The 12,066-nt window shown below is 61.4% G+C and carries 15 protein-coding genes; 11 read left to right on the top strand and 4 right to left on the bottom strand.

Annotated elements, in window-relative coordinates:
• Window positions 1–28: 28 nt before the first annotated feature.
• The 3 genes from rplM (at window position 29) to KP701_RS04225 (ending at window position 2,325) form a co-directional block, all read left to right on the top strand.
• Entirely contained in the window at window positions 29–502 is a 474-nt protein-coding gene (rplM, locus tag KP701_RS04235; RefSeq protein ID WP_215745877.1) for a 50S ribosomal protein L13, read from the top strand.
• A gap of 10 nt (window positions 503–512) precedes the next feature.
• Complete coding sequence (rpsI, locus tag KP701_RS04230; RefSeq protein ID WP_011252035.1) at window positions 513–1,004, top strand: 30S ribosomal protein S9; 492 nt, start codon at window positions 513–515, stop codon at window positions 1,002–1,004.
• Window positions 1,005–1,245: 241 nt separating this feature from the next.
• Entirely contained in the window at window positions 1,246–2,325 is a 1,080-nt protein-coding gene (locus KP701_RS04225) for a branched-chain amino acid aminotransferase (RefSeq protein WP_215745875.1), read from the top strand.
• A 35-nt stretch (window positions 2,326–2,360) separates the two neighbouring features.
• Here KP701_RS04225 and KP701_RS04220 read toward each other — a convergent pair whose 3' ends face one another.
• Window positions 2,361–2,957, bottom strand: a complete 597-nt coding sequence (locus KP701_RS04220; protein WP_252345374.1) for an NTP transferase domain-containing protein — start codon at window positions 2,955–2,957, stop codon at window positions 2,361–2,363.
• Window positions 2,954–3,925 carry an XdhC family protein gene (locus tag KP701_RS04215; RefSeq protein ID WP_215745874.1) on the bottom strand — a complete coding sequence of 324 codons (972 nt, stop codon included), beginning with the start codon at window positions 3,923–3,925 and terminating at the stop codon, window positions 2,954–2,956. Before KP701_RS04215 ends, KP701_RS04220 begins: the two co-directional genes overlap by 4 nt.
• Window positions 3,926–4,094: 169 nt before the next feature.
• Between KP701_RS04215 and KP701_RS04210 the strand changes: the two genes are divergently transcribed.
• The 7 genes from KP701_RS04210 (at window position 4,095) to KP701_RS04180 (ending at window position 9,132) form a co-directional block, all read left to right on the top strand.
• Entirely contained in the window at window positions 4,095–5,291 is a 1,197-nt protein-coding gene (locus KP701_RS04210) for a molybdopterin molybdotransferase MoeA (protein WP_215745873.1), read from the top strand.
• The gene (moaA, locus tag KP701_RS04205) at window positions 5,281–6,315 is read left to right on the top strand and encodes a GTP 3',8-cyclase MoaA (protein WP_215745872.1); all 1,035 of its coding nucleotides are present in this window, start codon (window positions 5,281–5,283) and stop codon (window positions 6,313–6,315) included. Before KP701_RS04210 ends, moaA begins: the two co-directional genes overlap by 11 nt.
• Window positions 6,316–6,347: 32 nt before the next feature.
• Complete coding sequence (gene moaC / locus KP701_RS04200) at window positions 6,348–6,830, top strand: cyclic pyranopterin monophosphate synthase MoaC (RefSeq protein ID WP_062447451.1); 483 nt, start codon at window positions 6,348–6,350, stop codon at window positions 6,828–6,830.
• Window positions 6,827–7,666, top strand: a complete 840-nt coding sequence (locus KP701_RS04195; protein WP_215745871.1) for an NTP transferase domain-containing protein — start codon at window positions 6,827–6,829, stop codon at window positions 7,664–7,666. The genes moaC and KP701_RS04195 overlap by 4 nt, the downstream gene beginning before the upstream one ends.
• On the top strand, window positions 7,663–8,169 hold the full coding sequence (locus KP701_RS04190; RefSeq protein WP_215745869.1) for a molybdenum cofactor biosynthesis protein MoaE: 507 nt from the start codon (window positions 7,663–7,665) through the stop codon (window positions 8,167–8,169). The genes KP701_RS04195 and KP701_RS04190 overlap by 4 nt, the downstream gene beginning before the upstream one ends.
• Before the next feature lie 112 nt (window positions 8,170–8,281).
• A complete protein-coding gene (locus KP701_RS04185) occupies window positions 8,282–8,872 on the top strand; it encodes a hypothetical protein (RefSeq protein WP_252345373.1) in 591 nt (196 codons plus the stop codon).
• Window positions 8,872–9,132 (top strand): hypothetical protein, encoded by a 261-nt coding sequence (locus tag KP701_RS04180; RefSeq protein WP_215745866.1) that lies wholly within the window; start codon window positions 8,872–8,874, stop codon window positions 9,130–9,132. The genes KP701_RS04185 and KP701_RS04180 overlap by 1 nt, the downstream gene beginning before the upstream one ends.
• Here KP701_RS04180 and KP701_RS04175 read toward each other — a convergent pair.
• Both KP701_RS04175 and KP701_RS04170 read right to left on the bottom strand, forming a co-directional pair.
• The gene (locus KP701_RS04175) at window positions 9,113–9,319 is read right to left on the bottom strand and encodes a molybdopterin-binding protein (protein WP_215745864.1); all 207 of its coding nucleotides are present in this window, start codon (window positions 9,317–9,319) and stop codon (window positions 9,113–9,115) included. The genes KP701_RS04180 and KP701_RS04175 overlap by 20 nt on opposite strands.
• 130 nt (window positions 9,320–9,449) lie before the next feature.
• Window positions 9,450–10,589, bottom strand: a complete 1,140-nt coding sequence (locus KP701_RS04170) for a type III PLP-dependent enzyme (RefSeq protein ID WP_305798395.1) — start codon at window positions 10,587–10,589, stop codon at window positions 9,450–9,452.
• Between the two features lie 460 nt (window positions 10,590–11,049).
• Between KP701_RS04170 and KP701_RS04165 the strand changes: the two genes are divergently transcribed.
• Window positions 11,050–12,051: a YihY/virulence factor BrkB family protein gene (locus KP701_RS04165; protein WP_371818888.1), complete on the top strand. Its 1,002-nt coding sequence runs from the start codon at window positions 11,050–11,052 to the stop codon at window positions 12,049–12,051.
• Window positions 12,052–12,066: the final 15 nt, after the last annotated feature.

Raw genomic sequence — 12,066 nt, 5'->3', positions numbered from 1 at the left:
GGTCGTGCCCCAAGCTGGAATGTCACTAATGAAGACCACACGTTCGCTGAAGCCAGCGGAGGTGACGAAGAACTGGGTGCTGATCGACGCCGAAGGGCTCGTTCTCGGCCGTCTCGCCACCATCATCGCCACCCGCCTGCGCGGAAAGCACAAGCCGCAGTTCACCCCGCACGTTGATTGCGGCGACAACATCGTCGTCATCAACGCCGAGAAGGTCGTTCTGACGGGCAACAAGGTTGGCCAGAAGCTGTTCCACTACCACACGGGTCACCCGGGCGGTATCAAGGGGCGCACCATCACGCAGCGTCTTACGGGCAAGAACCCGGGTGAAGTTGTCGAGAAGGCCGTCGAGCGCATGATCACCCGTGGTCCTCTGCAGCGCGCCCAGATGAAGCACCTGTATGTCTATGCCGGTTCCGAGCATCCGCATGACGGCCAGAAGCCTGTCAAGCTGGACGTTGCTGCGATGAACCGCAAAAACACCGTAACCCACGAGTCGTAAGGCCTGTATCATGTCCGAGACCCAAGAGCGCACCGGCACGCTGCAGGACCTTGCGAGCGTTGCTCCTGCCGTTACCTCCAACGCCGCCCCGGTTCACGAAGTCAAGCGTGATGCCCAGGGCCGTTCCTACGCAACCGGCCGTCGTAAGGACGCCGTGGCCCGCGTGTGGATCAAGCCTGGCAAGGGTGACATCATCGTCAACGGCCGTCCGGTCACGACGTATTTTGCCCGTCCGGTCCTGCGTATGCTCCTCACGCAGCCGTTCCTGATTGCTGACCGCTACAACCAGTTCGACGTGTACTGCACGGTGACCGGTGGTGGTCTGTCCGGTCAGGCTGGTGCTGTCCGTCACGGTATCTCCCGTGCACTGACGTACTACGAGCCGAGCCTGCGCGGCATTCTGAAGGCTGCCGGCTTCCTGACGCGTGACAGCCGTATTGTCGAGCGTAAGAAGTACGGCCGTGCGAAGGCACGTCGTTCCTTCCAGTTCTCGAAGCGCTGATCCTTCAGCCTTTTCGGACGACGGAAAACCCGGCCAGAAATGGCCGGGTTTTTTTGTGTCTGATTTCGGGAAACATGAGCTTTGTTTTGAAGAAAAAACCTAAAATAGCCTCAATATCGGATTTTAATTCCAATAAATAAATTCAAAACGAAACAAACTTTCCGTATCGCCACCGGGAAGCATGTATGGCAGAGTGGAGTCGCTGTTTTTGAGACCAGAATCTTCGGAAGATGTTTTCCCCATGACGCCCTTCATCATTGAAAAGACCGAAACCCCGACCGATCCCGTGAAGCGGACCGAACTGCTCGCCAACCCGTCTTTCGGACGTGTTTTCACTGATCATATGGCCCTCATCAGCTACTCCGCTGACAAGGGCTGGCATGATGCGAAAATTACGCCGCGCCGCCCGCTGAGCATCGATCCGGCTTCGACAGTCCTGCATTACGGGCAGGAGATTTTCGAGGGGATGAAGGCCTATCGCGAGAAGGACGGTCATGTCGCCACCTTCCGTCCCGAAGCGAATGCATCGCGCTTTGCCGCTTCCGCCCGGCGCATGGGCATGGCCGAGCTGCCGGAAGATCTGTTCGTTCAGGCCGTGGATGAGCTGGTGCGGGTGGATCAGGACTGGGTGCCGTCTGGTGAGGGGCAGAGCCTTTATCTGCGTCCGTTCATGATCTCCAACGAAGTGTTCCTGGGCGTGAAGCCGGCGACGGAATACCTGTTCATCGTCATCGCATGTCCGGTCGGCGCCTATTTCAGCGCTGGCTGCGTCTCCGTCTGGGTGTCCGAGCACTACACGCGCGCTGCCATCGGTGGCACGGGTGAAGCCAAGTGTGGCGGTAACTATGCCGGCAGCCTGATTGCCCAGGCGGAAGCCAAGGACAAGGGCTGCGACCAGGTTCTGTTCCTTGATGCGCGGGAGCGTCGCTTCGTTGAGGAAATGGGCGGCATGAACGTGATGTTCGTTCGCAAGGACGGCAAGATCGTCACTCCGCCTCTGGGTGGCACCATCCTGCGTGGCATTACCCGCAACAGCCTGATCCAGCTTGCCGCCGATCAAGGGATCGAGGTGCTTGAAGAGCCGGTCGATATCGACGAGCTTTTCTCGGGTGCAGCGTCGGGCAAATACACGGAAGCCTTCGCCTGCGGCACGGCGGCGGTTCTTTCGCCGATCGGCAAATTCGTGCGTCCGACGGGTGACGCCGTGTTTGGGGACGGCAAGACGCCCGGCCCGGTCTCGCAGCAGCTCAAGAAGACCCTGACGGATGTGCAGGGTGGTCGCACCAACGACGTCCATGGCTGGATCCACCGCATTTCCTGACGCCTGTCAGCCGGGTTCGTAAAGAGCCCGGCTTTTCAGTCCCGGTCGATCCAGCCGGCACGAACCGCAGCATCAAGCTGTTCCGGCGTGTCGATATCGAAGCCGAGTTCGGGCGCGCAGACGCAGATCGGCGCAGTTTGCGTGTTCTTCCAGAGTTGCCGCAGGCCGGTATCGCCCTGCAGGTCCTGGATACGTTCTTGTGTTGTCGGGCTTAGCAGTACCGGAATGCCCCGCCCGTCTTCGCCATAAGACGTGATGACATCTTTCCCATCGGCGTCCTGTTCCAGCAGAACGTGAAGATGCCGCTCGGTCAGGCAGGGCTGATCCGTTCCGGCGATCAGGAGCGGGAGGCTGCTCCCGGCGAGCGCCTGATGACCGCATCTGAGCGATGACGCCATGCCGGTCTGCCAGTCTTCATTCCGCACCAGAACGACATCGAGCCCAGCAAGGGTCTGTTGTATCGCGGCTTCAGCACCGCCCGTCACGACAACAAGATGCTCCGGTCGCGTTGCCAGCAGGAGCCGGGCGATATGTCGCACCAGAGGGACACTGTTGATGCTCAGAAGCTGTTTGGGACGACCGAGGCGGGTGCTTCCCCCTGCCGCCAGAAGAAGGGCGGAATGGCGGATCATCGTGGCCGCGTCGCGATCATCTGGGTCAGGATGGAGAGCGCGATTTCCATCGGGGTCCGGGCGCCGATTTCCAGTCCCGCGGGCAGGTGCAGGCGGCTGAATGCTTCTTCCGGGACCCCGGCCGTCCTGAGGGCTTCAAGCCGGCCCGGAATCTTGCGCCGGCTTCCGAGAATGCCGACGCAGAATGCCTCGGATTTCAGGGCATGGGCTGTGAGCGTCAGGTCCGAAAGAGCGTCGTGCGTCAGGCTGTAGACAACTGTCCATCGATCGAGTGAGAGCGTGGGAAGGGCCGCGTCCAGACTGCCGCGGATATAGCGTGTGGGCGAGAGGCCGGGCGGCGGTTCGGGGGGACCGTAGGACCGGAGCAGGGTGGTCTCGAGGCCCATGAGGGGGGACAGGCTCAGGAGCGCAAGCGTAATGGGATCCCCGCCAGAGAGGATCAGACGCAGGGGCGGCAGGTACTGGCGGACGAACATCCGGCCTTCCAGACCGGTAGCACGTGCTTCCGCGCAGAACTGCATGGCCCCGGTGTCGAGATCGGTCAGAAGCGTAATGGGGCGGCGGTTTTCCCGCGCGGCCTTGAGGGTAGCGACATGAGCTGCCAGGTCAGGCAGGGCGCGCACGAAAATTCCGATGCGGCCACCACAGGTCAGCTGGATGTCCAGAACCGGACTGCCCGCGCCATAATCCAGCATCCGTGGCTGTCCGTCTTTCAGGCTCTCCAGGGCCTCCGCGCGCACGGCTGCTTCCACGCAGCCGCCGGACACATAGCCCTGAACCTCTCCGTCCTCGCAGATCGCCATTTCGCTCCCCAGCGGACGCGGGGAAGAGCCGGTGATGCTGACCAACGTTGCCAGGGCAGCGAGTTTTCCCTCAGCGGACCAGCGTTCCAGTGCGGGAAACAGGTCATCTGTCAGGCCATAAAGCGGCCACTGGGGAAGGGGAGAAAACTGTGCCGCGGCCGTCATGGAGGGGTCCTGATGTTCTTTGGTGGCATAAGGGTAACGCCAAAGACGATTATGACATACCCTTTCACCCTCAGACTGTTGATCCTTCGGCCATGAGGTCTATATCGGCAGGGAATACAGCGTCGGCACTTCAGCCAGCGGAACAGACACGGCAGCGACCGGAGCGGAAATGAGTGAACTCCTGAGCGTTACACGGGCCATGGAGCTTGTGCTGGATTATGCCGGTAGCTTCGGGACCGAGACGGTTGATCTGACGATGGCGGCCGGGCGCATCCTCCGGCAGACGGTCCGCGCCGAACGCGCCCAGCCACCCTATGACCGGGTGATGATGGACGGCATTGCCTTCCGCCACGGGAGCGGTCCGACGCTGATATCGCACGGAATCCAGCGTGCCGGGGCACCCGGGCAGGTATTGCCGGAGGGGCATGTCTGCCTCGAAGTCATGACGGGTGCCGTGCTGCCAGACGGTGCGGATACGGTTGTTCCGGTCGAACGTCTTGTGCGTGAAGGTCGGCTGATTCGCTTTGAAGAGGATTATGAGCCGCGCAAGGGGCAGTTCATCCATCGCCGGGGGTCCGACTGTGCCGCAGGAACGGAACTCCTCGCGCCAGGCCAGCGCCTTGATGGCCCCGCCCTCGCGGTTCTGGCGGGAAATGGTCATGCGCAGGTCAGCGTATCGCGGATTCCGTCTATCGGGATCGTGGCGACGGGCGATGAGCTTGTGGATGTCAGCGCCCCTGTGCGGGACTGGGAAATCCGGCGCTCCAACGAATATGCCCTGACGGGTGCTCTGCTGTCGCGCGGGTTCAACTGCATCGAGCGGTCCGTTGTACCCGATGATCTTGCGGAGACGGTCGTGGCCCTGCGCGAACAGCTCTCGCGTCATGACGTCCTGATCCTGAGCGGCGGTGTGTCGATGGGGGCGTTCGATCATGTCCCCAAAGCGCTGTCGAAAATCGGGGTGGAGCGGGTCTTCCACAAGGTGGCACAGCGTCCGGGCAAGCCGCTGTGGTTTGGTGTGGGGCCAGAGGGACAGCGCGTGTTCGGTCTGCCGGGCAATCCGGTGTCTGCCACGACCTGCGGCGTGCGTTATGTCATGCCCATGCTTCTGGCCGGACAGGGGCTCTGCCGTCCCGAGCCTTACACGGTCATGCTCGATGCAGAAGCCGATCTGATCCCGACGCTCACCCGGTTTCTGCCGGTCAAACTCCGTCATGACGCTACGGGACAGGCTCTCGCAACGCCGTGCCCGATGCCGACCTCCGGTGATTTCAGTTTCCTGGCGTCTACGGACGGATTTATGGAACTGCCGCGCGGTGAAGGTGTGGCTCCCCGTGGAACAGCTGCGATGTTTCATGGCTGGTAACCAGACGCCTGTTCTGGCAGATCGCTTCAGCCGTCCGCTGCATGATCTGCGGATTTCCGTCATGGACCGCTGCAATTTCCGTTGCCCCTACTGCATGCCGGAAGCGACCTATCACGAACATTTCCGCTTTCTGGAACCGAAAGAACGCCTGAGCTTCGACGAGATCGAACGTGTTGCGCGTGTGGCGGTCTCGCTCGGCGTCCGCAAGCTGCGCCTGACGGGTGGGGAGCCGCTGCTGCGTCCAAAACTGCCGGAACTCGTAGCGCGTCTGGCCGCCATTGAGGGTGTGGAAGACATTGCCCTGACCACCAATGGCGTCCTGCTGGAGCGGCATGTGCGGGATCTGAAAGAGGCCGGGCTGAACCGCGTGACGGTCAGTCTCGACAGTCTGGATCCGGCAGTGTTTGCGCGGATGAGTGGCGGCCGGGCGCAGCTTGAACCGGTTCTGGAGGCGATCGACAGTGCCACACAGGCTGGATTTTCCGGAGGTGTGAAGCTCAATACCGTCATTCAGCGCGGGCTGAGCGATGCGGGTGTCGAGGCTCTGGCCGAACGCTTTCGTCATACCGGGGTCGTGCTGCGCTTCATCGAATACATGGATGTTGGAACGCGCAATCACTGGGAGCGCGCCGAAGTGGTCCCGTCCCGTGAACTGCGCGAGCGGATTGATGCGTGCTGGCCGCTTGAGCCGGTGGATGCGCATTATCGCGGGGAAGTGGCGCAGCGGTACCGCTATTGCGACGGGGCCGGAGAAGTTGGTTTCATTTCTTCCGTCACGGCGCCGTTCTGCGGAGACTGTTCTCGCGCCCGCCTGTCGTCGGAAGGGCAGCTTTATACCTGTCTGTTCGCCTCGGAAGGGACGGATCTCCGCACGCTTCTGCGTAGCGATGCGGATGACGCAGCTCTGCGGGACCTTCTGGCCGGGGTGTGGCGCGGCCGGACGGACAGGTATAGTGAGGAGCGGGCCGCCTCTTCGGATGCGCCAGCACGACGCCGCATCGAGATGAACTATATCGGCGGTTAGAATTAGGTGACCCGACCGGGAGATCGAAGACAATGAAGACGCTCACCCATGTCAACGAGCGCGGCGAGGATCCGCGCATGGTCGATATCAGCGGCAAGGATGTGACCGAACGCAGCGCTCATGCCCAGGCACGTCTGGTTTTCCCGTCCGAGATGGCGCGGACCCTGTCGGATGCCGGGTTCATGACGGCCAAGGGTGCGGTGCTGACCGTGGCGCAGATTGCGGGCGTGATGGGCGTGAAATCGACGTCGCAGCTGATTCCGCTGTGTCATCCGCTGTCGCTCAGTGGCTGTCGGGTGGACATCACGATCGAAGGTGATGAGGCGGTAATCGACTGCCGCGTGTCTTGCAAGGGGCGCACGGGCGTGGAAATGGAAGCGCTGACGGGTGCCTCCGTGGCCGCGCTTACGATCTATGATATGTGCAAGGCCATGTCCCATGACATGGTCATTCGTGAAGTGCGGCTGATGGGCAAGGCCGGCGGAAAACGCGACTTCCAGCGGATTGAATCATGACACCACTTTACGGTCTGATCCTTGCGGGCGGTGCCAGCAAACGCATGGGAACGGACAAGGCCGCGCTCGACTATCACGGCAAGCCGCAGCTTCAGGTGGCGTTCGACGTCCTGTCTCCTTTGGTGGAAAAATGCTTCGTCTCGGTGAGGCCGGACCAGACGGCCGATCCTCTGCGGTCCAGCTTTCCACAGATTGTCGATGCGGTGGACGTCGATGGACCGGCGGCGGGTCTGCTGTCGGCCCATCGGGCTTATCCGGGTGTGGCCTGGCTGGTTCTGGCCTGTGATCTGCCGATGCTGGACCGGGGCACGCTCGATACCCTGATTGCAGCGCGGGACGCATGCCATGTCGCAGTGTCCTATCGTAGCGAGTTTGATGGTCTGCCGGAGCCGCTCTGCGCCATCTGGGAGCCGGAAGCGCTCGATCGACTGGAAAAGCAGGTCGTGGGTGGGCGGATCTGCCCGCGTAAGCTCCTGATCAACAGCCCGACGAAGCTGTTGGAACCGCATCGGCGTGGTGCGCTCGATAACATCAACACGCCGGAGGAACGCGACGATGCGGCCCGGCGTCTGAAGGATCTGCCGGGAGGGCCGATGATTCGTCTGACACTGGAATATTTCGCGCAACTACGGGAATTGGCCGGAACGCGCGAACAGTCGCTTGAGACTGCATGCGTGACCGTGGGACCGCTTTACGAGGAGCTCCGCGAAAAATACGCCTTTCCGTTCGAAGCCTCGAAGCTCCGCGTGGCGATCAACGGCGATTTCGCGCCCTGGACACAGGCTTTGAAGGACGGGGACCATATCGTGTTCATCCCGCCGGTGACGGGCGGATGAGCCGCTTTCGCATGGCGTCCGCGCCCGTGGATCTGAACATGCTGCGTGAGGATCTGCATCTGGCCGAGGCAGGTGGATTCTGCACCTTTGAAGGCTGGGTCCGTAACAGGAACGAGGGCCGTCCGGTGGATGGTCTGGAATATGAATCCTATGAGGCGCTGGCCCAGCTTGAAGGCGAGCGGATCGTGGCCGAGGCGCTGGAGCGTTTCGAGATCAGCCAGGCCGTGGCGATGCACCGCACGGGGAGCCTGAAGGTCGGGGATGTCGCGGTCTGGATCGGCGTGTCGGCACCTCACCGGGATGCGGCGTTCCGCGCCTGTCGTTACATCATCGACGAGATCAAGCACCGGGTGCCCATCTGGAAGAAAGAGCATTATCTGGACGGGGATGCCGAATGGGTGGCCTGTCATCACTGCCAGAGCGCGCCGCGCGCCTCGGAGACCGGGACGCATGACCCTGACCACGGCCACGATCATGGAAGCTGCGGCCACCATCATCACTGACTGAGCGTTTCCGCAGGGCCGTATCTTTATGCCCTGCGGAGCGTTTTTAAGTTGTAATTGCAAATCATTCTCAATTAGGGTGACTCCGGTTCTGCTGATTCGGAGTTTTCCCATGACACGGCTGTCGCTTTCCCTGTCCGACCTCTGCTGCTGTGAACGGCTCGCGCTGTGGAGTATCCGCTGCCTCATCAGCCATTACCGCTTGCCAAGCTGTCCCGAGACAAAAACGACTGATGGTCTGTTTCCCGCCTGTTTTCGCCCGGCCCTTGATGCCGCGGAAGGGGCTTTTGCGGACGCCACCCATCTTCTGAAGGTTGCGGATCAGCCACGCCTTGCGGTGAACGCACCGGGCATGCAGTCCCTGACCTCTCTGGAGGAACGTTTCCTGCGAGGGATCATCGCAGCCCAGAACGAGGGCCAGCGCGAGGTTTTCGTACTGCTTGCCGAAGTCTTCCCCGACAGGTTCGTTCAGGGCTGCCTGGCCACCGCGCTGACCCTGCTGGCGGACTGTCTTGGGGGAGCCGGGCACTGGCTACCCAAGAAACTGCTGAAAGACGAGACCACCATTTCGGGGGGAGGGGCGCTGTCCTCGATCAACCGCTGGCGATCGGTCAGCCCGTCTCGGATGCGGGTTCTGTGGCCGCAGGATAGCGGGCCTTTACATGCTGGCATGTCGCATGACGCCAGCCGGGTGATGCACTGATGATGTCGCTGAGCGGACGCCCCGCCCGGAACGGGGCAACACCGCAGCGTCCGGGACTTGAGGAGCTGGAACACATGACGGTGTGTCTGCTGCTGCTGGCTGTCGGAGTGGTCGGGTTCTGCTGGATAGCCTGCCTGAACCTCGAAATTTCCGCAGATGATCTGCTATCCGCGCTGGGATACCAGTCCGGGCTGGAAGCGTCTTTCAGGAGTTTAGGCTCCCGAAGCGCTTGCGGAACAATCAGTCTACGCCGACCATGACGCTGGAGGCCTTGATGACGGCATAGGCCTCTTTGCCGATTTCGAGGCCAAGATCCGCGACGGCTTCGTTGGTAATGGCGCTGGTGATGACCGTGCCGTTGACATCGATGGTGATGTGGGACGTCGTCGCGCCCTTGAGAATATTCGTGATCCGGCCCTTGAGCTGGTTACGTGCGCTGAGCTTCATGAAAAAACCTTCCCCTGGATGACAGACAGGAATGCCTGTCTGTCCCATATCGGCAGGCTTCACACCTGCGTCCAGAGAGACGGGTAAAGGAAAATGCCTCCGGACCCCGATTGGTCCGGAGAGGCCGTTTTCAGATGTAATATTCAGTCAGCGGCGGGAAGCCGTTGAAGCCGATGGAGCAGTAGGTCGAGACATACGCGCCCGTGGCGAGGATCTCGACGCGGTCCCCACATTCCAGAGAGTCCGGTAGCGGGATTCGGTTCTTCTCGTACATGATGTCCACGCCGTCGCAGCTTGGGCCGGCGACCACGCAGGGAGAGCGGGTGGCATCCTCTGAATCGCGGGACGTGCGGAAAGTGTAGCGGATGGCTTCACCTTCCGTCTCGGCCAGGCCACCGAAGCGTCCGATATCAAGATAGACCCAGCGCGGATCAGTTACGGCGCCGCCGCGGCGACTGACGAGAATGACCTCGCTCGACACCACGCCGGACTGCCCGACCATGTAGCGGCCCGGCTCCAGCAGGATTTCAGGAGCACCGTCCGGGAAATGCGTTTTGAGGGACGCATGGATCGTGTCGGCGAAATCCTGAACAGAGGGCACGTTCTCGCGGTAATGCGTCGGGAATCCACCACCCAGATTGAGCATCTGAAGGTCGACACCCTGCGCGCGCAGGTCATGATAAAGCCCTGCAGCCTTGGCGATTGCATGATCGTAGGCGGCAACTCCCGTCTGCTGGCTGCCGACATGGAAGGACAGGCCGTAAGGCTTCAGGCCCAGTTCACGGGTACGCAGCATCAGCGCGCGCGCGTTGCTCAGCGTGGTGCCGAACTTGCGCGACAGGGGCCAGTCCGCGCCTTCGTTCTCGACTGCGAGGCGGCAAAAAACGCGCGCACCAGGAGCATGCTTTGCAAGCTTTTCCAGTTCTTCGATGCTGTCGAAAACGAACAGGCTGATGCCCAGATCATGCGCTTCGCGGATCCACTCGGCTTTCTTCAGCGTGTTGCCGTAGGAAATCCGGTCCGGTGTCGCGCCGGCGTCCAGGCACATCCGGATTTCCGCAGGGGATGCGACATCGAAGGACGAGCCCAGGGCAACGAGGCGGTCGAGGATGGCCGGGGCCGGGTTGGCCTTGATGGCGTAATAGATTTTCGCTTCCGGGAGCGCATCGTGCAGGGCACGGTAATGCGCCCCGACGACGTCGAGATCGACGACGAGGCAAGGGGTTGCCGGCTGCTGCTCGGCAAGGAAGCGGGTGATTTTGGGAGTCATGACACTCAATTCCCAGAACCGGACTCGTCAGGGAACGATATCGCCCTGCGAGTATGTTGCGAAACGGTCGAACGGACCGGCGAATAGCGGGAATCCGTAAAGGGTGGATTCCTGAAGGCCAGAACGCTTGACGTCGTTGCGTAACCTCGAGTGGGCCAGTGGCACGTGCGTTGCTGCGTGAGGGCGGGATATGAGACCAAATCACCCGTCACGCAACCGATAATTTTGCATTGTGATGGTTTTACCAATATTGGTGAGCTGAATCAGGGCGAATTCGGAACGCTGAAGGCATCTTCCGCGTCTGTACATGGCTCATGTCGTTCAATCCGGACTGTTCGTTACGGACAGCCCGGTACAAAGCGGCAAAGACGCCAAGACTGCTGCCCCCAACAGGAAACTGCCGAGGACACCCTGCGTGAGTTTGACACCCGAATCTGCGACCCTCTCCGGCTCCCGAACCGTGTCGGGACATGCCGTACCTTCGGAAGCCGGACATTCACCTGCTGCGGCAGGCACGGCTGATTCGGATGCTGCATCGTCTCCGGACCGGCTGCACCATGCGGCTTGGCGCGTCATCGCGAAGCATCTGTTTGCCGAAGTGGGCTCAAGCCAGACATCGTTGTCGGCTGCGGGTTGCGCCTTCTATGCCACGCTTTCCCTTTTCCCGGCCATTTCCAGCCTGATTTCCCTCTACGGTCTGGCGTTCGACCTGCAGACAGTCGAGCCGCAGCTCGAAGTCCTCCGGCATCTCCTGCCGCCCTCGGCTTACGATCTGATCGGGGACCGGATTCACGAACTGATTTCTCAGCCTCATTCGTCACTGACGATCGGGCTGATCTTCTCGCTCGCGGTCGCCCTGTGGTCGGCTTCGGCAAGCACGAAGTCGATCCTTTCCGCGCTCAACATGGCCTATAATGCACAGGAAACCCGGAGCTTCCTGAAGTTCCAGGCCATCGCACTGTCCACTACGCTGACGGCCATTCTGGGGGCTGCGCTGACACTGGCTCTGATGGTGGCCGCACCGGCACTGGTGGATTACCTGCCGCGTCATGTCAGTTTCCTGAGCGATCCGCCATTTCCGGTTGATCTGCTGCTCTCTTACGGCGCGCCGATGGTCGTGCACACGCTCGCGCCGCTGCTGATGCTGCTGTTCGTCTTTATCGCTGTGACACTGCTCTACCGCTTTGCGCCCTGTCGCGTGCATACGCAGTGGCGCTGGATTTTTCCGGGTTCGGCACTGGCGACCATCCTGTGGGTCATCACGTCGCTGGGTTTCTCATGGTATGTCGCGCATTTCGCGAGTTACGGCGCAACCTACGGGCCGCTCGGTGCCGTGGCCGCCATCATGATGTGGTTTTTCGTGAGTGCTTATGTGGTGCTGTTCGGGGCGGAGCTGAATGCCAGCCTCGAAGCCCGGGCGGGTCAGAGTCAGGAAGTTCCTCCTCAGACCGAGGCGGCCTGACAGTCAGGTCAGGCC

This window comes from Gluconobacter sp. P1C6_b, from assembly GCF_018811945.1.
GTDB lineage: Bacteria > Pseudomonadota > Alphaproteobacteria > Acetobacterales > Acetobacteraceae > Gluconobacter.
This window is presented reverse-complemented; position numbering and strand designations above follow the sequence as displayed.

What these genes read in the sequence shown, in the direction of transcription:
- moaC (WP_062447451.1), top strand. Translation starts at nt 6,348, where the DNA reads ATGAAGACGCTCACCCATGTCAACGAGCGCGGCGAGGATCCGCGCATG.
- KP701_RS04220 (WP_252345374.1), bottom strand. Translation starts at nt 2,957, where the DNA reads ATGATCCGCCATTCCGCCCTTCTTCTGGCGGCAGGGGGAAGCACCCGC.
- moaA (WP_215745872.1), top strand. Translation starts at nt 5,281, where the DNA reads ATGGCTGGTAACCAGACGCCTGTTCTGGCAGATCGCTTCAGCCGTCCG.
- KP701_RS04190 (WP_215745869.1), top strand. Translation starts at nt 7,663, where the DNA reads ATGAGCCGCTTTCGCATGGCGTCCGCGCCCGTGGATCTGAACATGCTG.
- rpsI (WP_011252035.1), top strand. Translation starts at nt 513, where the DNA reads ATGTCCGAGACCCAAGAGCGCACCGGCACGCTGCAGGACCTTGCGAGC.
- KP701_RS04215 (WP_215745874.1), bottom strand. Translation starts at nt 3,925, where the DNA reads ATGACGGCCGCGGCACAGTTTTCTCCCCTTCCCCAGTGGCCGCTTTAT.
- KP701_RS04170 (WP_305798395.1), bottom strand. Translation starts at nt 10,589, where the DNA reads ATGACTCCCAAAATCACCCGCTTCCTTGCCGAGCAGCAGCCGGCAACC.
- KP701_RS04225 (WP_215745875.1), top strand. Translation starts at nt 1,246, where the DNA reads ATGACGCCCTTCATCATTGAAAAGACCGAAACCCCGACCGATCCCGTG.
- KP701_RS04175 (WP_215745864.1), bottom strand. Translation starts at nt 9,319, where the DNA reads ATGAAGCTCAGCGCACGTAACCAGCTCAAGGGCCGGATCACGAATATT.
- KP701_RS04180 (WP_215745866.1), top strand. Translation starts at nt 8,872, where the DNA reads ATGATGTCGCTGAGCGGACGCCCCGCCCGGAACGGGGCAACACCGCAG.
- KP701_RS04185 (WP_252345373.1), top strand. Translation starts at nt 8,282, where the DNA reads ATGACACGGCTGTCGCTTTCCCTGTCCGACCTCTGCTGCTGTGAACGG.
- KP701_RS04210 (WP_215745873.1), top strand. Translation starts at nt 4,095, where the DNA reads ATGAGTGAACTCCTGAGCGTTACACGGGCCATGGAGCTTGTGCTGGAT.
- rplM (WP_215745877.1), top strand. Translation starts at nt 29, where the DNA reads ATGAAGACCACACGTTCGCTGAAGCCAGCGGAGGTGACGAAGAACTGG.
- KP701_RS04195 (WP_215745871.1), top strand. Translation starts at nt 6,827, where the DNA reads ATGACACCACTTTACGGTCTGATCCTTGCGGGCGGTGCCAGCAAACGC.